The sequence below is a fragment of the Nonomuraea sp. NPDC051191 genome, assembly GCF_044455665.1.
Taxonomy (GTDB): Bacteria; Actinomycetota; Actinomycetes; order Streptosporangiales; family Streptosporangiaceae; genus Nonomuraea.
This window is the reverse complement of sequence record NZ_JBITEZ010000013.1, coordinates 335,112-353,285: the sequence shown is the minus strand read 5'-3', so window position 1 is coordinate 353,285 and position 18,174 is coordinate 335,112. Positions and strand designations below refer to the sequence as shown.

Annotated in this window: 22 protein-coding genes and 1 tRNA gene; 2 read left to right on the top strand and 21 right to left on the bottom strand. The window is 70.5% G+C overall.

Annotation, left to right across the window (positions count from 1 at the left end; all coding sequences use genetic code 11):
* Window positions 1-549: 549 nt before the first annotated feature.
* The 11 genes from ACIA8R_RS35950 to ACIA8R_RS35900 form a co-directional block, all read right to left on the bottom strand.
* Window positions 550-1,047 carry a hypothetical protein gene (locus tag ACIA8R_RS35950; protein ID WP_364095836.1) on the bottom strand — a complete coding sequence of 166 codons (498 nt, stop codon included), beginning with the start codon at window positions 1,045-1,047 and terminating at the stop codon, window positions 550-552.
* Entirely contained in the window at window positions 1,044-1,544 is a 501-nt protein-coding gene (locus tag ACIA8R_RS35945; protein WP_357708274.1) for a hypothetical protein, read from the bottom strand. Before ACIA8R_RS35945 ends, ACIA8R_RS35950 begins: the two co-directional genes overlap by 4 nt.
* A gap of 6 nt (window positions 1,545-1,550) precedes the next feature.
* Entirely contained in the window at window positions 1,551-2,711 is a 1,161-nt protein-coding gene (locus tag ACIA8R_RS35940) for an MlaD family protein (RefSeq protein ID WP_397042231.1), read from the bottom strand.
* The gene (locus ACIA8R_RS35935) at window positions 2,708-3,688 is read right to left on the bottom strand and encodes an MCE family protein (RefSeq protein WP_397042230.1); all 981 of its coding nucleotides are present in this window, start codon (window positions 3,686-3,688) and stop codon (window positions 2,708-2,710) included. Before ACIA8R_RS35935 ends, ACIA8R_RS35940 begins: the two co-directional genes overlap by 4 nt.
* On the bottom strand, window positions 3,685-4,674 hold the full coding sequence (locus ACIA8R_RS35930) for an MCE family protein (protein WP_364095845.1): 990 nt from the start codon (window positions 4,672-4,674) through the stop codon (window positions 3,685-3,687). The genes ACIA8R_RS35935 and ACIA8R_RS35930 overlap by 4 nt, the downstream gene beginning before the upstream one ends.
* Window positions 4,665-5,657, bottom strand: coding sequence for an MCE family protein (locus tag ACIA8R_RS35925; protein WP_397042229.1), 993 nt, complete (start codon window positions 5,655-5,657; stop codon window positions 4,665-4,667). Before ACIA8R_RS35925 ends, ACIA8R_RS35930 begins: the two co-directional genes overlap by 10 nt.
* Window positions 5,654-6,709 carry an MCE family protein gene (locus ACIA8R_RS35920; protein WP_397042228.1) on the bottom strand — a complete coding sequence of 352 codons (1,056 nt, stop codon included), beginning with the start codon at window positions 6,707-6,709 and terminating at the stop codon, window positions 5,654-5,656. Before ACIA8R_RS35920 ends, ACIA8R_RS35925 begins: the two co-directional genes overlap by 4 nt.
* Window positions 6,706-7,488: an ABC transporter permease gene (locus ACIA8R_RS35915; RefSeq protein WP_364095854.1), complete on the bottom strand. Its 783-nt coding sequence runs from the start codon at window positions 7,486-7,488 to the stop codon at window positions 6,706-6,708. The genes ACIA8R_RS35920 and ACIA8R_RS35915 overlap by 4 nt, the downstream gene beginning before the upstream one ends.
* Complete coding sequence (locus tag ACIA8R_RS35910) at window positions 7,485-8,231, bottom strand: MlaE family ABC transporter permease (protein ID WP_397042227.1); 747 nt, start codon at window positions 8,229-8,231, stop codon at window positions 7,485-7,487. The genes ACIA8R_RS35915 and ACIA8R_RS35910 overlap by 4 nt, the downstream gene beginning before the upstream one ends.
* A 68-nt stretch (window positions 8,232-8,299) precedes the next feature.
* A complete protein-coding gene (locus tag ACIA8R_RS35905; protein WP_397042226.1) occupies window positions 8,300-9,301 on the bottom strand; it encodes an ABC transporter ATP-binding protein in 1,002 nt (333 codons plus the stop codon).
* 103 nt (window positions 9,302-9,404) lie between these two features.
* A complete protein-coding gene (locus ACIA8R_RS35900) occupies window positions 9,405-9,971 on the bottom strand; it encodes a TetR family transcriptional regulator (RefSeq protein ID WP_357708265.1) in 567 nt (188 codons plus the stop codon).
* 90 nt (window positions 9,972-10,061) lie between these two features.
* Here ACIA8R_RS35900 and ACIA8R_RS35895 point away from each other — a divergent pair, with 90 nt between their 5' ends.
* Window positions 10,062-10,460 carry a nuclear transport factor 2 family protein gene (locus tag ACIA8R_RS35895; RefSeq protein WP_397042225.1) on the top strand — a complete coding sequence of 133 codons (399 nt, stop codon included), beginning with the start codon at window positions 10,062-10,064 and terminating at the stop codon, window positions 10,458-10,460.
* On the opposite strand, the gene ACIA8R_RS35890 is transcribed toward ACIA8R_RS35895, so the two are convergent.
* The 10 genes from ACIA8R_RS35890 to ACIA8R_RS35845 form a co-directional block, all read right to left on the bottom strand.
* The gene (locus ACIA8R_RS35890; protein WP_397042224.1) at window positions 10,450-10,677 is read right to left on the bottom strand and encodes a hypothetical protein; all 228 of its coding nucleotides are present in this window, start codon (window positions 10,675-10,677) and stop codon (window positions 10,450-10,452) included. The two genes, ACIA8R_RS35895 and ACIA8R_RS35890, sit on opposite strands and share 11 nt — an antisense overlap.
* 95 nt (window positions 10,678-10,772) lie before the next feature.
* Entirely contained in the window at window positions 10,773-11,717 is a 945-nt protein-coding gene (locus tag ACIA8R_RS35885; protein ID WP_397042223.1) for a glycosyltransferase family 39 protein, read from the bottom strand.
* A 169-nt stretch (window positions 11,718-11,886) separates the two neighbouring features.
* A complete protein-coding gene (gene rplL / locus ACIA8R_RS35880; RefSeq protein ID WP_357708258.1) occupies window positions 11,887-12,279 on the bottom strand; it encodes a 50S ribosomal protein L7/L12 in 393 nt (130 codons plus the stop codon).
* Between the two features lie 72 nt (window positions 12,280-12,351).
* Window positions 12,352-12,879, bottom strand: coding sequence for a 50S ribosomal protein L10 (gene rplJ / locus ACIA8R_RS35875; protein WP_357708257.1), 528 nt, complete (start codon window positions 12,877-12,879; stop codon window positions 12,352-12,354).
* Window positions 12,880-13,118: 239 nt separating this feature from the next.
* Window positions 13,119-13,946: a DUF1396 domain-containing protein gene (locus ACIA8R_RS35870; RefSeq protein ID WP_397042222.1), complete on the bottom strand. Its 828-nt coding sequence runs from the start codon at window positions 13,944-13,946 to the stop codon at window positions 13,119-13,121.
* Window positions 13,947-14,177: 231 nt separating this feature from the next.
* Entirely contained in the window at window positions 14,178-14,897 is a 720-nt protein-coding gene (rplA, locus tag ACIA8R_RS35865) for a 50S ribosomal protein L1 (protein WP_352325431.1), read from the bottom strand.
* A 60-nt stretch (window positions 14,898-14,957) separates the two neighbouring features.
* Entirely contained in the window at window positions 14,958-15,389 is a 432-nt protein-coding gene (gene rplK, locus ACIA8R_RS35860) for a 50S ribosomal protein L11 (RefSeq protein WP_357708255.1), read from the bottom strand.
* A 117-nt stretch (window positions 15,390-15,506) separates the two neighbouring features.
* Window positions 15,507-16,319 (bottom strand): transcription termination/antitermination protein NusG, encoded by an 813-nt coding sequence (gene nusG, locus ACIA8R_RS35855; protein ID WP_397042221.1) that lies wholly within the window; start codon window positions 16,317-16,319, stop codon window positions 15,507-15,509.
* 60 nt (window positions 16,320-16,379) lie between these two features.
* A complete protein-coding gene (gene secE / locus ACIA8R_RS35850) occupies window positions 16,380-16,625 on the bottom strand; it encodes a preprotein translocase subunit SecE (RefSeq protein ID WP_125642950.1) in 246 nt (81 codons plus the stop codon).
* Between the two features lie 75 nt (window positions 16,626-16,700).
* Window positions 16,701-16,773, bottom strand: a tRNA-Trp gene (locus ACIA8R_RS35845).
* 158 nt (window positions 16,774-16,931) lie between these two features.
* On the opposite strand from ACIA8R_RS35845, the gene ACIA8R_RS35840 reads away from it, so the two are divergent.
* Window positions 16,932-18,140: a pyridoxal phosphate-dependent aminotransferase gene (locus tag ACIA8R_RS35840; RefSeq protein WP_357708252.1), complete on the top strand. Its 1,209-nt coding sequence runs from the start codon at window positions 16,932-16,934 to the stop codon at window positions 18,138-18,140.
* The last annotated feature ends 34 nt before the right edge of the window (window positions 18,141-18,174 follow it).

Below are 18,174 nucleotides of genomic sequence, written 5' to 3'. Positions count from 1 at the left end.
ACTCGGTCTGGAGGGCGAGAAGGTCAGGAACTTCGAGGGGCTCCTGGATACGCGCGAAAGAGACGCGACGGGGACCAGCGGGTACGGCGGAGGCGTTGCGCGAGGCTGCCAACAGATGTCCTTCCGAGGGCTCGCGGCGGACTGACTACACGCACGCCAGACAACCTCGCAACGTGAGCAAGCATCACGGGTCGTCAAAGGGCAGCGCAAAGGGGCAGTGTAGCCGAACGGCACACGCCTGTCCACTTCGCTCTCGCTGCATGCTCCACGTTGGTCGCAGCATCGCCCGTTCAGCCGCAAACGTCAAGCCCGCGAGCCCGACTTTTAGCCGCCTAGAGGCCCGGACGCTGGAGTTTTCTCCCCAGTGTGATCGGGCGCCTACCGCCAGGCCCAAGACGATACCCGCGATCGTGGGCGGTTAACGCTCCGTCACCCCAGGGGTCGAACCCATGCCGACCGCCGGTGTAGCTGTGACTGGAGTACCCCTATCAAGGGCTTCGCCAAACCTGATTTTTGGTAACAATTGAAGGTAGCGGCGCGCCCGGCGGCTCAGGCCGTCCCCAGCAGCGTGGACAGCCCCTCGACCAGCCAGCGCCCGTCTTGCCGGACCATGACGAACCGGGCGCGATTCTGGGTGACCTGTTGCTGGGGCCTGTCCTGGTTCGGCACTACTTTTACCGTAACCATGTTCACGAACAACAGGACCTCGACCCTGTCGGGCGTGGCGCGCTCGACGCCGGCGTCCACCACGGCCGCGGTGCGGACGGTCTTCTCCGCCTTGGCCTTGGACACCAGCGACGTGGTGAGCTCCTTGTAATGCCTGGTCAGCTCACCTGTCGTGTACGCCCCCGCCCTGGCCAGGTCGGCCTCCACCGAGCGGTAGTCGTAGGAGAACATGTCGGGGGCGACCTGCCGGGCCGTCGCCATGGCCTCGGCCGCCGCCCCGTCGGCCCCACGCAGGTCGCTCAGGTCGAACCACATCCTGGGCACCAGCACGCCCGCGACGATCACCAGGACGCCGAGCAGGACCACCGTGACGGTTCTCACACCACCTGCACCACCTTCGACACCAGCCAGACGCCGTCGACCTTGGTCACGTCCATCGTCCAGCGGTAGAAGCGCTCCTGGGGCGGGCTCTTGGAGCCGTCCCAGCGGATCTCGGCGTCGGCCACCACCAGCACCTTGGCCGTGCCGCCGGACATCGACACCAGGCCGGTCGCGCGCAGCACTCCGTGCTGGACGACCTTGTTGGCGACCGTGGTGCTCTTGAGCTTGCCCGCGATGGCCTGGTAGCCGGTCTTGGCGCCGGCCGTGCAGGTGGCGAGGATGCGTTCCACGTCGGCGTCGACGGTCTTGTAGTCGAGCGAGACCAGGTTCTTGGCGTGGGTGCCCGCCGCCAGCAGCGCGGCCTGCCTCTCGTCGGCCAGGGCCTGCGCGTCACGCGCCTGGAAGGAGATCCACACGCCGCCGGCGACGAGCGCCGCCAGCGTCACGCTGAGGGCGGCCACGAGGATGCGGGCCGGGCGCGCGGGAAGTCCTCCCACCTGTGCTCACCCCTTCCGGCCGGTCGCCGGATCATAACCCGCCAGCCACGCCGGGAGCCCCGGAATCGACGGAGGCGGTTGGGGAGCGGGGGCGTTGCGGGCGCCGCGCACCCCGGTCGCGCTGCCGCGCGGCTCCCGGCAGTACGCCTCCGGGTCGGGCGGCCGCGGGCTGACGTCCTGCGGGCGGCGCCGGCGTACGCCCTCGTAGCCGCGGGTGCAGGGCCTGGGCACGTTGAGGTCGAGGTCGAGGCCGAAGTGCAGGCCGTCCCGGTCGACCACGGAGAACGCGCCCGCCACGGCGGCCGGGTAGCCGATCAGGAGCTGCCGCAGGGCGGTGACCCGGGCGGAGACCGTGCTGCCGCCGACCACGAGGTGGGTCAGCAGCGGGCGCAGGTGGGGGGCGACGCCATCGGTCAGGCGTTCGAGTGACCGGGCGGCGCGCGGGGTGCGGTCGATGACGTGGGCGAGGTCGCCGCGCCCGTCCCGAAGCGAATCGGTCAAGCCGGCCAGATCCCCGGCGAATGCCTTTAGATGGCTCCCAGAAGCCCGCTGAGCGTCGAGCACGGTCTCCCCGTCGTGAAGGACCGCCACCGTCTCGGGAAGCACGCTCTCGGCCTGTCCGAGCAGCGTCTCGCCCGCGTCGGCCAGCCGCCGCAGGTACGGCCCGTTGCCGCCGAGGCCCTTGTCCAGCTCGGTCACGACCGTCTCCAGGTCGCGCGGATCGACCGAGGACAGCAGCCGGTCGGTGTCGCCGAGCAACTGGGCGGTGCTGACCGGCAGGCGCGTGTGCTCGCGCCCGATCACGTCCCCCGCCCGCAGGTACGGCCCGGCGCCCCCGGTGGGCCGCAGGTCCAGGTACTGCTCCCCCACGCCCGACCGGTTGGCCACCACGGCCAGCAGGCCGCGGGACGGGACGGGCGTGCCGGCCCCGAGCCTGACCACGGCCCGCGCGCCGTCGCCCGCCACGGCCAGCGACTCCACCCGGCCGATCGGCACCCCGCGGTAGGTCACCTCCGAGCCGTCGAACAGCCCGCTCGCGTCGGCCAGCTCGACCGTGACCCGGTAGGCGGGATCGACCAGGTCGGCGCCCACCCGGGCGTACCTGACCAGCGTGTACGCCACCGCCACCACCCCGATCAGCGCGAACGCCAGCAGCCGGACGGTCATCGTGCGCCTCCGAGCAGATTGCGCAGCGCCGTGCCCGGCGAGGCGTCGACGGTGAGGTCGGCGTTGGCGTAGTCGCCGCGCAGCATGGACGAGGCCGACCCCGGGAACGGGAACGTGATCGCCGTCGCCAGCCCCGACGCGACGCTGTCGCGCGCCCGGTCGAGGTTGCGCAGGAGTTCGCGCAGGTGGCGGAGGTCGGCGAGGGTGTCGGCCTGGGAGCGCTCGACGACGCGGGTGGCGGTGCGGCCGAGCCGGTCGAGGGCGGCGAGCATGGCGGTCAGGCCGACGCGCTGGTCCTTGAGCAGGGTGACGGCCGGGCCGATGTCGGTGGCGGTGGCCCTGATCGTGGCGCGCTGGGCGGCCAGGGTGCGGGTGAGGCCGTCGAGGGCGTCGATCAGCCGGACGATCTGCCTCTTCGAGCCGTCGAGCCCGGCGGCGAACGCGCCGAGCCTGCGCAGCAGGTCCTTCACGCGGGCCGAGCGGCCGTCCAGCACGTCGCCCAGCTCGCGGTTGACGGTGGCGACCTGGTCGAGTCCGCCGCCCTCGACCAGCAGCGAGGCGGCCGACAGCACCTCCTCGACCTCGGCGGTCGTGCTGGTGCGGGCCACCGGGATCGGGCCGCTCAGCCGCCCGCGCCCGGCGGGCAGCAGCTTGACGAACTTCTCCCCCAGCAAGCTCGTCTGCGAGATCGCCGCGGTCGTGAGGTCGGGCAGGGCGACGTCGCCGCGTACCGCGCAGACCACGTCGGCCCGCCAGTCGGCACCCAGCTCGACCCGGGTGACCTCGCCCACGGTGACGTCGTCGACCTTGCACAGCGAGCGCGGCACGAGGTCGAGCGCGTCGGCGAACCGGATGATCACCGGGTACGGCCGTTCGCCCAGGTCGGCGCCGCCGGGCAGCGGCAGCGAGGCCACCCCTTCGAAGCCGCACCCGGTAGCGGTCAGGAGCAGCAGCGCCAGGACGAGCGGGCCTCTCATCGGAGGAGTCCTTCCGGCAGGGGGTCGGGCGGCCGGATCGAGGCGGGCAGCGGGACCAGGTTCTGGATGATCGTGTCGAACCAGCGCCCGTTGCCGGTCGCGTCGGCGAGCTGCCGGGCGAACGGCCCGAGCAGGGCGAGCGACCGGTCGAGGCTCTCCTCCTGGCGGCGCAGCACGGCGACGAACGAGCGCAGCCGTTCGAGGGCGGGTCTCATCGTGGTCCTGTTGTCGGCGACCAGGCCGTCGATCTGCCCGGCCAGCACCACCGTGTTGACCAGCAACCCGTGGACGACGGCCCGCCGGGCGGAGACCTCGCGCAGCAGCAGGTCGCCGTCGGTGACCAGGCCGTGCAGGTCGGCGTTCCTGCGGGCCAGCAGCCCGGTGACGGTACGGGCGTGGCCGACCAGTTCGTGCAGGCGGGTGTCGCGGTCGGCGACGGTGCGCGAGAGCCTGCCGAGGCCCTTCAGGGACCCCCGGATCTCCGCCGAGGAGCCTTCCATGGTCTGCGACAGCACGGTCATGGCCTCGGCCAGGGCCCGCTCGTCGACGCGGCCGGCGGCTCTCCCCAGATCACCCACGGCGGGGGCCACCTCGTAGGGAACGCTCGTGCGCGACAGCGGGATCTGCCCCTGAAGCCGGCCGTCGCCCTCGGGGACGAGCATGACGAAGTGGGCGCCGAGCAGGGTCTTGATCCGGATGTCCGCCTTGGTCTGCGAACCGAGCCGGACGTCGTCGGCCACCCGCAGGTCGACGCGTACGTGGTCGCCTTCCAGGTCGACCCCGACGACCTCCCCTACCTTGACCCCGGCGATCATCACGTCGTCGTGCTCGCGCAGCCCCGCCGAGTCGGCGAACGCGGCCGAGTACGTGCTGCCGCGCGGCAGGCCGCCGACCGCCAGGGCCGCCACGACCAGCGCCAGGGCCACGACGATGCCGCCGACGCCGAGCGGCACGGGGTCGCGTCGCCTGAAGGGGGTCAGTGGCATCGCGGGCTCCCGTTGACGATCTTCGGGGTGCGTACGCCACCGCTCCTGACCGTGAGCGAGCAGAGGTAGAAGTTGAACCAGGATCCGTAGGAGGAGGCCCGGACGAGCTGGCCGAGGCGGTCGGGCGCGCGGGCGACGGTGTCCTCGACCAGGGCGCTCCTGGCGTTGAGCGCCTTGAGCAGCCCGCCCGCGTGCCGGACGCTCGCGCGCAGGTCGGGGCGGGCCCTGCGGACCAGGCCGCCGGTGACGGCGGTCAGGCGGTCGAGCGTGGCCAGCGAGTCGCCGATGGCCTCGCGGTCGCCGGCCAAGCCGCCGATCAGGGCGCGCAGGTCGATCAGCAGCCGGTCGTAGTCGTGCTCGCGGCCGGCGATCTCGCCGAGGACCGCGCCGAGGTTGGTGATCACTCGACCGATCACGGCGTCGCGGTCGGCGAGCGTGCCGGTGAGGGAGGCGATGTGGCCGAGCAGGGCCTCGACCGTGCCGCCCTCACCCTGGAGCACCTGGACGATCTGCCAGCTCAGCTTGTTCACGTCTTGGGGGCGGATGGCGTTGAGCAGCGGCCTGAAGCCGTTGAACAGGGCCGTGACGTCGAGCGCCGGGCGGGTGGCGGCGACGTGGGCGCCCGGCGGGAGCAGGCCGGGGCCGCCGGGGCCGGTGGAGAGCGTCAGGTAGCGGTCGCCGATGAGGTTGCGCCAGCGGATCGCCGCCACGACCGCGCGGGGCAGGGCGGTGGTGCGCCGTACGGAGAAGGCGACCTCGGCCCGCGTGCCCGCCAGCGTGACGTCCTCGACCCGGCCGACCGGCACGCCGGCGATGCGGACCTCGTCGCCCTCGCGCAGCCCCGAGGCGTCGGTGAACAGGGCGTGGTAGACGACCGCGGCGGTGAAGCGGGCGCCCGAGATCGTGATCGCGAGGGTGGCCACGCACAGGGTGGTGACGAGGGCGAAGACGGCCAGCTTGAGCGCCGGCCCGAGCGTGGTCATCGCAGCATCAGCCTCGCCAGGTCGGCCGTGCCGTCGTCGAAGCGGACCCCCGGGAAGGGCACGGGCGCGTGGTCGGGCAGGCCGTAGCAGGCCGGACCCCTGCGGTCGGCGTAACGCGGGGTGTCCTTGCCCGGTTCGTACGGATGCGCCGGCCGGACGATCTCCAGCACCGCCTTCGTGCTGCCGTGGCCGAAGGCGTCGTCGAGCAGCGGCCGGAGGCGGTCGAGGCCGCGCAGGACGCACGGGATGACGGGCGCGTGGTGGGCGGCGACGTCGAGGGCCGGGCGGACGACGTGCGGAAGGCCGACGAGGCCCGGTTCGTTCGAGGTGAGCAGCAGGTCGGCGGCGGTGGCGGCCCGGGTGACGGCGGCCGTGGCCGGGGCGAGCGGGGCGGCGGTGAGGGTGCGGCCGATCGCCGCGCCGTTGGCGAGGGTGCGCAGCAGGTCGGGGGCGGCCTGGCCGTACAGGGCGGCGACGTCGGCGAGCTTGGCGATGTCCCGCTTCAGGGTCGGCAGGTGGGGCTGGAGGCGCCGGAGGTAGGCGTCGGTCCTGTCCAGGGTCGTGCCGAGGCGGGCGCCGCGACCGTCGAGGGCGGTGGCCAGGGCGTTCAGGGCGTTGCTCAGGCGTTCGGGGTGGACGGCGCGCAGCTGGGCCAGCAGGCGGTCGAGGATCCGGGTGATCTCGACGGCGGCGGCCGAGGACCTGATGACGTCGCCGTCGCGCAGCGGGCCGCGCGGGGACCTGGGCGGGATCAGGGCGACGTACTTCTCGCCGAACAGGGTCTTGGCCCGCAGCTCGGCGGTCGAGCCGCGATCGACGTCGTGGTCGAGGGCCAGGGTGAGGCGGGCGCCGTGCCCGGCCGGCGCTAGGTCGGCCACCTCGCCGACCACGACCCCGTTGACCTTGACGTCGGCCCGGCGGTCGAGCTGGAGCCCGGCGGCCGGCAGCAGCAGCGTGACGTGCCGGGCGGTGGAGAACACCTTGAGGTAGACGGCCAGCGTCAGGGCCGTGAACGCGGCGATGATCGCCAGGAGCGCGACGCCGTATCTCATCCGGCCAGCCTCACCGTCGTCGTCGTGCCCCAGATGGCCAGGCCGAGCAGCAGGTTCGCGACGTTCACCGTCACCAGCACCGCGCGTACGGCCCGCCCGACCGCCACCCCGACCCCGGCCGGGCCGCCGGTGGCGTGGAAGCCGTAGTAGCAGTGGACGAGGATCACCAGGACGGCGAAGACCATCGCCTTGCCGAAGGACCACAACACGTCGTACGGCGACAGGAACAGCTCGAAGTAGTGGTCGTAGGTGCCCGTGGACTGGTCGTGGAGCACGGTCACGATCAGCCGGGTGGCGACGTAGGAGGCGAGCAGGCCGAGCACGTACAGGGGCATGACGGCGGCGAACCCGGCGATCAGCCGCGTGGTGACCAGGAACGGCACCGACGGGACCGCCATGACCTCCAGCGCGTCGATCTCGTCGCCGACCCGCATCGCGCCGAGCTGGGCGGTGAACCCGCAGCCCACGGTGGCCGACAGGCCGATCGCGGACACCAGCGGCGCGATCTCGCGGGTGTTGACGTAGCTGGACAGGAAGCCGGTGAAGGCCGAGCCGCCGATGCGGTCGAGCCCGGTGTAGCCCTGCAGGCCGACCTCGGTGCCGGTGAAGAAGGTCATGAAGGCGACGATCGTCATCGTGCCGCCGATCACCGCCAGGCCGCCGCTGCCGAGCCCGACCTCGGCCAGCAGCCTGAGCACCTCCCGGCGGTGGCGCGCGGCGGCCGGGACGGCCCTGATCGCCCTGGCGTAGAACTCGCCCTGCCGGTTGAGCGTCCTCATGACAACACCAGCTCGTTGTAGACCGCACTGATCAGGAAGTTCTCGGCGAACAGCACCAGGGCGGCGAACACCACCGCCTGGTTGACCGCCTCCCCCACCCCCTTGGGCCCGCCGGCCGCGCTCAACCCCTTGTACGCGGCCACCAGCCCCGTCGTGACGCCGAAGACCAGCGCCTTGCCCTCCGACACCCACAGGTCGGAGAGCTCGGCCAGGGCGTTGAACGACTGGAGGTACGCGCCGGGCGACCCGCCCTGGGCGACCACGTTGAACAGGTAGCCGGCGACCAGCCCGACCGTGGTGACCAGGCCGTTGAGCAGCGGCGCGACCAGCGCGCACGCGGCGACCCTGGGCACGACGAGCCGGTGGAGCGGGTCGACCGCGAGCACCTCCATGGCGTCGATCTCGTCCCTGATCCGGCGGGCGCCGAGGTCGGCGCAGATCGCGCTGCCGGCCGCGCCCGCGATCATCAACGCGGTCACCACCGGGCCCGCCTCGCGCACGATGCCGAGCACGGCGGTGGCGCCGGTGAAGGACTGGGCGCCGAACTGGCGGATGAGGTTGCCGGTCTGCATGGCGAGCACCGCGCCGAAGGGGATGGCGACCAGGGCGGTGGGCAGGGCGCTCACGCTGACGATGAACCACGCCTGCCGGACCAGCTCGCGCACCTGGAACGGCCGCCGCCCGGCGGCCCTGGCGGTGTCGAGCGACATGGCGACGAACCGCCCGATCTCCTCGATCACCATGCGCACCCGCCTCGAAGCGGATGGTGACCGTCGTGGGCCGTGCGAGGGCGCTCTTCGGAGTTCATGATCTACGCGACGCCGTTCGCGTGGGCGTCGAGCAGCCGGGGGTACTCCTCCAGCCAGTCGCGGCCCTGTTCGTCCACGAACGAGCCCTGCGGCGGGGTCACGCCGTGGGCCGCCAGCCACCGGCCGGGCGGCTGCTGCGAGCGGCGGATCGCGTCGCCGCTCGGCATGAGCTGCGGCGGGATCGGCGGCAGCCCGCCGGGATCGTGGCCCAGCCGCGCCTCGGCCGCCAGCTCGGAGACGTCCTTCTCCTCCGACATGCCGATCGGGCCGTGCCTGCGGGCGTTGAGGAACTGCCGGACCACCGGCTCGTCGCTGGACAGCAGCATCTCGCGCGGCCCGAACATGACCAGCTCGCGGCGGAACAGCAGCCCGATGTTGTCGGGGACCGTGCGGGCGGTGTTGATGTCGTGGGTGACGATCAGGAACGTGGCCTCGACGTCGGCGTTGAGGTCGACGATCGTCTGGTTGAGGAAGGCGGTGCGGACCGGGTCGAGGCCGGAGTCGGGCTCGTCGAACAGGATGATCTCCGGGTCGAGCACCAGCGCCCTGGCCAGGCCGGCGCGCTTGCGCATGCCGCCGGAGATCTCGCCGGGCAGCTTGCCCTCGGCGCCGGCCAGGCCCACCAGGTCGATCTTCGCCATCACGGTCCGGCGGATCTCCGCCTCGGTCTTCCTGGTGTGCTCGCGCAGCGGGAAGGCGATGTTGTCGTAGAGGTTGAGCGAGCCGAACAGGGCGCCGTCCTGGAACAGCACGCCGAACAGCCGGCGCAGCTCGTAGAGCTTGCGCTCGCCGCAGCTCGCCAGGTCGTGGCCGTCGATCCAGATGTGGCCGCGGTCGGGGCGCAGCAGGCCGACCAGCGTCTTGAGGAAGACCGACTTGCCGGTGCCCGAGGGGCCGAGCAGCACCGAGATCTCCCCCGCGGGCAGCGTGAGCGAGACGTCCTGCCAGACGACCTGCCGACCGAACGACTTGGTCAACCCGTCGACCACGACCTCGACGCCCACTGGCCACCTTCCCGATCACAGGGAGTACTCGGGGGATTACGTGCCGCACACTTTACTTCCCGGATGCCGTTCCGGCGAATTGGAGCCTCTCGCCGCCCGGCGGTTACGGGACTTCCGGCCCGGTGAGGGTCCGCAGGCTCGGGCGCAACAGCCGGGCGATCTCCGCCGACGGCGCGTCGCGCAGCTCGGGCAGGCCGAGGAGCTGGTGTCCGACGGTCACGCCGAGCAGGATCGTGGTCATCAGGGCCGCGCGCACGCGGGCGTCCTCGCCGGGGATCGACGCGGCGAGCCGGTCGATCTGGCGGGCGAGCGCCTCGCGGGCCGCCGTGGCCGCCTCGGGGTGGGTGAGCATCGAACGCATCATCGCCAGCGAGCCCTGGGGCAGCTCGCCCATCTTCACGTCGAGCGTGGCCAGCAGGTGCTCGACCAGCTCGTCGGGGCCGGGGACGGCGCCCGGGTCGGGGGTCGCGCGCACGGCGGCCCGGAAAAGCTCCTGCTTGTTGCCGAAGTACTGCATGACCAGGGCGGGGTCGACCTCGGCGGCCTTCGCGACCGCCCTGATGGTGGCGCGCTCGTAGCCGACTTCCGCGAACAGGGCCCTGGCCGCGTCGAGGATCCTTCCCTCGGTCCGGCGCCGCCGTTCGGCGCGGGGCAGCACTCGCTCGCTCACGGTCCGACTCTACCCGTGTTGACCGTTGCTCCACTTTCGCTCTACGCTCGTTGAGTCAACGACCGTTGAGCGAGATGCGAGGTTGTGAACATGACCGTCGAGGAGATCGTCGTCGCCTTCCACGGCGCGATGCTGCACAAGTCGGCCGACGAGCTGGCCGACCTGTACGCGGAGGACGGGATGCACGAGTTCCCGTTCGGCGGATTGCCGCCGTACGAGGGGCGGGAGGCGGTGCGCGCGGGGTACCGGGCGGCCTGGGGCGTGTCCCCCGCCGTGCCGCAGGAGGTGGAGCGGGTCGCGTTGCACCGTACGGACGATCCCGAGGTCGTCGTCGTCGAGCAGAACGCGCACGTCAAGGTGGGCGACCGGCCGATCACCGTCCCCGGCCTGCTGATGTTGCGGATCAGGGACGGCAGGATCGTCCACTGCAAGGACTTCATGGACGCCAGCGCCATCGCCAAGGTCCGGGAGGCGGCGCTCAGCTCGTGAGGTCGAAGACGGTGACGCCGCCGACCGTCGTGGCGGTGAAGGCGTCCCGTACCCAGGCGGCGATCCGGGCCGCCTCGTCGCTGCCGCCGGATCCGGCGCCGCCGAAGCCGCCCATCCCGGTGCCTATGAAGTAGTGGACGCGCTTCTGGGCCACGTACTGCTTGAACCGGGCCAGCGGGGGGGCGGGGTCGGTGCCGTTGAAGCCGCCCACGGCCATGACGGGCAGGCCGGCGGCGAGCTGGTAGGCGGCGGCGTTGTTCGAGCCGACGGTCGCCGCGGTCCACGTGCAGCCGTCCTGGCGGAGCAGAGCGGTCAGCTCGGCCGGTGGCGTGCCCGCGTCGAGCAGGCCCCCGGCCCCGCCGCGTCCGCCCGGCGGCCGGCCGCCGTCCTGTCCGCCCCACGGGTCCCGCCCGTCCCCACCAGCACGGCGACGGCCGGAGCCAGGGCGACGGTGTAGTACGCGTGGAAGATCCCCTGCATCAGGCTGAACACCAGCCCGGTCACCACCAGCCAGCTCTCCCACACCCACACCGCGGCCCGCACTGGATCGGTCCGGGACGCCCGCCGGGTGAGCCACGTGACCGCGACGAGCAGCGCCAGGGCCGCGGGCAGCAGCCACCACCCGGCCGCCGCCACCATCGCCGCACCGGCCGCCAGGAGCTGCCACACCCGCCGCCACAGGACGCCCGGCGCGGTGACGAGATGCACCAGCGCGAACCCCGGCACCACCAGGAACGCCTGCAACATCTTGACCAGGAACGCGAACCCGATCACCGCCCCCGCGCCCAGCAGCCACCGCGTCGAACCGCGCTCCCGGGCCCGCGTCACGCAGTACCCGGCGACGGTCAGCGACAACACCAGCAGGGCGTCGGGGTTGTTGAACCGGAACATCAGCACGGCCACGGGTGTCACCGCCATCGCCGTCCCGGCCAGCAGCGCCGCCCAGGCGGGGAACGACCGGCGCACGGTCGCATACACCACGGCCACCGCGCCGACGCCCATGAGCGCCTGGGGCACGAGGACGGCCCAGGAGTTCAGGCCGAAGATCCGTACGCTGAGCGCCATCGGCCAGAGCGAGGCGGGGGTCTTGTCGACGGTGATCGCGTTCGCGGCGTCGGACGCCCCGAAGAAGAACGCCTTCCAGCTCTGGCTCCCGGCCTGCACGGCCGCCGAACAGAAGGAGTTGGCCCACCCCGACGCCCCGAGCCCCCACACGTAGAGGACTCCGGCGCCGAGGAGCAGCACGGCCAACGCCACGCGGGATCTCGCTTCGCTCAGCACACCTGCACGCCAGGCAGGCCCGTTGGCCGGGCGATGAGACGCGGATGAGAATCTCCTGAGGCGTCCCCGTACATGCGAAAAGAGGCGGTCACACCCGGCACCAGGGTGTGTCCGCCTCTTCCGAAGAGCTGTGTGAAGTGGGAAGTTACTTCACGGTCACGGTGGCGCCGGCGCCCTCGAGGGCAGCCTTGGCCTTCTCCGCCTGCTCCTTGTTGACCTTGCCGTCGAAGACCGGCTTGGGAGCGCCGTCCACCAGGTCCTTGGCCTCCTTGAGGCCCAGGGACGTGAGGGCGCGGATCTCCTTGATGACCTGGATCTTCTTGTCGCCGGCGGCCTCGAGGATGACGTCGAACTCGTCCTGCTCCTCAACGGCGGCGGCCTCGCCACCGCCACCGGCGGCGGGGGCGGCGGCGACCGCGACGGGGGCGGCGGCCTTGACGTCGAAGACCTCTTCGAACTGCTTCACGAACCCGGACAGCTCGAGGAGGGTCATCTCCTTGAACGCGTCGAGCAGCTCGTCGGTGCTGAGCTTCGCCATGATGCTTTTCCTTACGTTTAGGACTTGCAGAAAACTAGGAACGGGACCGCGGAAGTTGCGGCAACCCCCGTGTTACTCGCCCGCTTCTTCGTCGCGCTTGGCACGAAGGGCGTCGGCCAGCTGAGCCATCTGCGTGGGCAGCGCGGCGAAGACCGCGGCCGCAGCGCTCTGCTTGGCCTTGAGAGCACCGGCGAGCTTAGCGAGAAGGACCTCGCGGGGCTCGAGGTCGGCGAGCTTGGTGATCTCGGTGGCGTCGAGGGTCTTGCCCTCCAGCACGCCGCCCTTGATCACCAGAAGGGGATTGGCCTTGGCGAAGTCACGCAGACCCTTGGCCGCCTCGACAACGTCGCCGTTGACGAAGGCGATCGCGGTCGGGCCCGTGAGCAGGTCGTCGGGGAACGACAGACCGGCTTCGTTGGCCGCGATCTTGGTCAGGGTGTTCTTCGCCACGGCGAACTTCGCATTCTCACCAAGAGCAACGCGCAGCTGCTTGAGCTGGGCGACGGTGAGACCGCGGTACTCGGTCAGAACGGCGGCGCTGCTGCCTTCGAACTCGCTCTTGAGCTCGGCAACGGCTGTCGCCTTATCCGCCCTCGCCATGGGCCTCCTTCCAGGTGTGCCGCCGGCGAAGGCCCCTGGAAATGAGAACAGCCCCGGGCGCAGGGGCGCACGGGGCTCACATATGGAACTACACCATATGGGAAACTCGCATCACACCTGCGCGGGCCGTCCACAGAACGTGGATCCTTCGGTCGCCAGGACTGATGCACCTGACGACGACCGGCGGTCTTCGGCAACGACCAGAGTACGTGCTGGTCGCCGAGTTTCCAAATCGATTCTCAGTTGACGGTCGTCTTCGGCAGCTCCCCGACCTGGTCGGCGGCCGGGGCCTCGACCTTCACCGGCTCGTTGAAGCCCTTGAAGAGCAGCGTGGCGTCCAGCGTCGCGCCCTCCTTGGAGCCGTTCAGGGCGAGCTTGCGGGGCAGGCCGTCGCCGGCCACCCAGATGTCGAACTTGACGTCCTTGAGCTCGGCGAGGTTCGTACGGGCCTGCTGCTGCTTGTCGGCGGGCAGCTGGCCGACGGCCGCGTCCACGGGGAAGGTGCCGCTGTAGTGGGTGGCGTCCTCGCCGTTGACGCGCTCGGTGCCGACCTGCTGCACGTCCTTGGACGCGGTGACCAGCTTGGTCACGTTGGCCAGGTCGAACTGCTGGATCTGGCTGAGGTACTGGTTGACCTGGTTCTGGTCGCCCACGTCGGCGAGCGAGACCTTGATCCACGGCATGGTCGCGCCGACGAGTTGCTTGAGCGCCTCGACCTTCACATAGACGGTGTCACCCTGGAGGATGGCGCGTACGCCGCCCGGCAGGTTCCGTCCGCCCATGTCGACGGTGTCGAGGGTCAGGTCGACGGCGAGCTGGGGCTTGCTCTGGTAGAGCATGCGTCCCTGCACCTTGCCGTTGCCTTCTTGGGGGTGCGTCACGTTCGCGACGGCGTCCACCGTGTAGCTGGTGACCTCCGCGGTCTTCTGCGCGGCCTGCGCGAGCACCTCCGAGGCGGCCAGGTTGATCTGGACGGGCTGCACGTTCGTACCGCACCCGGCGACCGTGGCCGCGATGAGGGCAGCTCCGGCCGCGGCGGTGGCGAGACTTATCCTGCGCTTCAGCATGTTTTGACCCTACGGTTGAGTTGTCCCGTCGTGGCGACTTCCCCGCATAATTCGGGGAAAACCCAGGGTTCTCCCCCACAGACTGTGCACGATTCCTCCACAACCCCGCCCACCTGGCGAGATCATCCGGAACAGAAACGTCGCGCCTCGCGGGCACCTCCCCGCACGACGTGCGGAAAACCAAAAGGTCCCCGCCTGAGACAGGCGGGGACCTTCGGAAGAACGAAGCCGTTACGCGTCGAGCTCGGCGGTCAGGCCACGGGTGAGGTTGGGGTCGACGGGGACGCCGGGGCCCATGGTGGTGGAGAAGGTGACCTTCTTCAGGTAACGCCCCTTGGCCGCGGACGGCTTGAGACGCAGCACCTCGTCAAGGGCGGCGGCGTAGTTCTCGATGAGCTGACGCTCGGGGAACGACGTCTTGCCGATGATGAAGTGCAGGTTCGCCTGCCGGTCGGTGCGGAACTCGATCTTGCCGCCCTTGATCTCCGTCACGGCCTTGGCGACGTCGGGCGTCACGGTGCCGGTCTTGGGGTTGGGCATGAGACCACGCGGGCCGAGCACGCGGCCCAGACGGCCGACCTTGCCCATGAGGTCAGGGGTGGCCACCACGGCGTCGAACTCGTTGAGCCGGTTGCCCTTGGCGATCTCGTCGATCAGCTCGTCGGCGCCGACGATGTCGGCGCCCGCCTCGCGGGCTGCCTCGGCACGGTCACCGGTCGCGAAGACCAGGACCCGGGCGGTCTTACCGGTGCCGTGCGGGAGGTTGACCGTGCCGCGCACGATCTGGTCGGCCTTGCGAGGGTCGACACCCAGCCGCAGCGCCACTTCCACGGTGGCGTCGAACTTGGTGGTCGACGTCTCCTTGGCCAGCTTGGCGGCGTCGGCGGGCGTGTAGAGCTTGTCGCGGTCGACCTTGGCGGCCGCGTCCTTGTGCGCCTTGCTGCGCTTCATGTCTGTCTCCTTGTGGTTCGCGGGCCGGGACCCGGCCCTCCCACGGATCTGGGAAAAGTCTTAGTCGGCGATCGTGATGCCCATCGACCGGGCGGTGCCGGCGATGATCTTCTCAGCAGCCTCGACGTCGTTGGCGTTGAGGTCGGGCATCTTGGTCTCGGCGATGCTGCGCAGCTGCTCGCGCGTCAGACGGCCGACCTTGTCCTTGTGGGGGACGGCGCTGCCCTTGTCGAGACCCAGGGCCTTCTTGATCAGCTCGGGCGCCGGGGGCGTCTTCGTGATGAAGGTGAAGCTGCGGTCTTCGAAAATGGTGATCTCAACGGGGATGATGTTGCCCCGCTGGGCCTCCGTCGCAGCGTTGTACTGCTTGACGAAGTCCATGATGTTGACGCCGTGGGGACCGAGGGCGGTACCGACCGGCGGAGCGGGCGTGGCCTGGCCAGCGGGGAGCTGGACCTTGACGAGCGCCGCGATCTTCTTCTTCGGAGGCATGAGTCCTTCTCCGGGTCCTGATCGTGATGCCGTCCGGACGCGGATGCGCCCGGACATGTCGGAAGGCCACCTTTCGCGAAAGGCGGCCGACCGAACGTCTAAGTGTAGGTGATCGTCCTAGATCTTCGAGACCTGGTTGAACGAGAGCTCGACCGGGGTCTCACGACCGAAGATCGAGACGAGCACCTTGAGCTTCTGCGACTCGGGGCTGATCTCGCTGACCGAGGCGGGAAGGGTGGCGAACGGGCCGTCCATGACCGTGACGGACTCGCCGATCTCGAACTCGACCGTGGGGCCGCTGGCCGCCTTGGCGGTGGCCTTCTTGCTCTCCTCGGTCGGCTCGGGCGCCAGCAGCTTGGCGACCTCGTCGAGGCTGAGCGGGCTCGGCTTGTTGGACAGGCCGACGAAACCGGTCACGCCGGGCGTGTTGCGCACGGCGGCCCAGGACTCGTCGGTCAGCTCCATGCGCACCAGGACGTAGCCGGGCAGCACGCGCTCCTTGACCGGGACCTTCTTGCCGCTCTTGAACTCCTGGACGGTGTGCGTGGGCACCTCGACCTGGTAGATGTAGTCCTCCATGTTGAGCGACACGTTGCGGCTCTCGATGTTGGACTTCACGCGGTTCTCGTAGCCGGCGTAGGAGTGGATCACGTACCACTCGCCGGGGAGCCCGCGCAGCGAGCTCTTGAACTCCTCGACCGGGTCGACTTCAGGCAGGGGCTCGGCCTCCGCGTCAGCGGGGGCCTCCTCCGACTCTTCGACCTCGTCGGTCTCGTCGGCCTCCTGGAGAGCCGCCTCGACGCCTTCGTCGCGAGCCTCACCCAGCTCGTCGCCCCATTCGTCGGTGGTCTCTCCCAGCTCGTCGTCGCCTCGCTCGTCGCGTGGCTCCTCGGCCGGAACAGAAGACTCGGACACGTGACCTTTCCTCATTTCCTCGAATCGAATGGTGTCGCCATCAGCCGACACCACACGGCGTCGAGCTAGGCGGGCTCACTCCCCGCCGAAGACGCGGAGGACGGCCCAGCCGAGAGCGGCGTCAAGCCCATAGACGATCGCCACCATGATCAGAACGAATACCAGAACGACCGTGGTGTAGGTGATGAGATCCTTGCGTGTCGGCCAGATGACCTTGCGAAGCTCGTTGACGACCTGCCGATAAAAAAGGGCAGGTGAAGTGCGCGTCTTCTTCTCGCCACTGGGCTTGCCTGCGGTCTCGCCGCGCGTGTCGATCGCCACAGTCCTCACCTGAATCTGTCGTATCCAACGCAGTTCTGCGGCGCGCTTACACGCCATTTGCGCGGACCGCACTCGCAGGGCACGAGGGACTCGAACCCCCAACCGCCGGTTTTGGAGACCGGTGCGCTACCAATTGCGCCAGTGCCCTATGTCGTCAACCACACTACCCTGATCGACTCACTGCCTGGACCGAACCGCTCGCCGACATGCGGCGGAAGGACCAGGCGAAAGCATACGGGGGATTGCCCGGTACGTCGAACCCAAACCTGATCGCCCAGGTCACGCCCGCGTGGGAGCATGGTGAGCATGTCCACGCGACCCCGTATCTCCGCAAGAATCTCCGCGATTTCCGAGTCCGCCACGCTCGCGGTGGACGCCAAGGCCAAGGCGATGAAGGCGGCCGGCCGCCCCGTCATCGGCTTCGGCGCGGGCGAGCCCGACTTCCCGACGCCCGGCTACATCGTCGAGGCCGCGGTCGAGGCGGCCCGCGACCCGCGCAACCACAAGTACACGCCGGCGGGTGGCCTTCCCGAGCTGAAGAAGGCCATCGCCGACAAGACGCGGCGCGACTCCGGCTACTCCGTCGAGCCGTCCCAGGTGCTCGTCACCAACGGCGGCAAGCAGGCCGTCTACGAGGCGTTCGCCACGCTGCTCGACCCGGGCGACGAGGTCATCGTCGTCGCCCCCTACTGGACGACCTACCCCGAGGCGATCAAGCTGGCCGGGGGCGTCCAGGTCGACGTGGTGACCGACGAGTCCACGGGCTACCTGGCGAGCGTCGAGCAGCTTGAGGCGGCCCGCACCGAGCGCACGAAGGTCCTGCTGTTCGTCTCGCCGTCCAACCCGACGGGCGCGGTCTACTCGCGCGAGGACACCGTGGCGATCGGTCGGTGGGCGGCCGAGCACGGGCTGTGGGTGGTCACCGACGAGATCTACGAGCACCTGGTCTACGGCGGCACCGAGTTCACCAGCATCGCCACGGCCGTTCCCGAGCTGGGCGACCGGGTCGTGATCCTCAACGGCGTGGCCAAGACGTACGCGATGACCGGCTGGCGGGTGGGCTGGCTGATCGGGCCGTCCGACGTGGTCAAGGCGGCGACCAACCTGCAGTCGCACGCCACCTCGAACGTGGCCAACGTGTCGCAGATCGCCGCGCTCGCCGCGGTGTCCGGCGACCTGTCGGCCGTGGCCGAGATGCGTACGGCCTTCGACCGGCGGCGCCAGACCATGGTGCGGATGCTCAACGAGATCCCGGGCGTGTTCTGCCCGGAACCCAAGGGGGCGTTCTACGCGTACCCGTCGGTCAAGGAGCTGCTGGGCAAGGAGCTGCGCGGCCGGCGGCCCGGGTCGTCGGCGGAGCTGGCCGAGCTGATCCTGGAGGAGGCCGAGGTGGCGGTCGTGCCGGGCGAGGCGTTCGGCACGCCGGGCTACTTCCGGCTGTCCTACGCCCTCGGTGACGACGATCTGGTCGAGGGCGTCAGCCGCATGGCCAAGCTGCTGTCCGAGGCTCACTGAGCGACGTGGAAGGCGCCCTGCCCGGCCTTCGCGG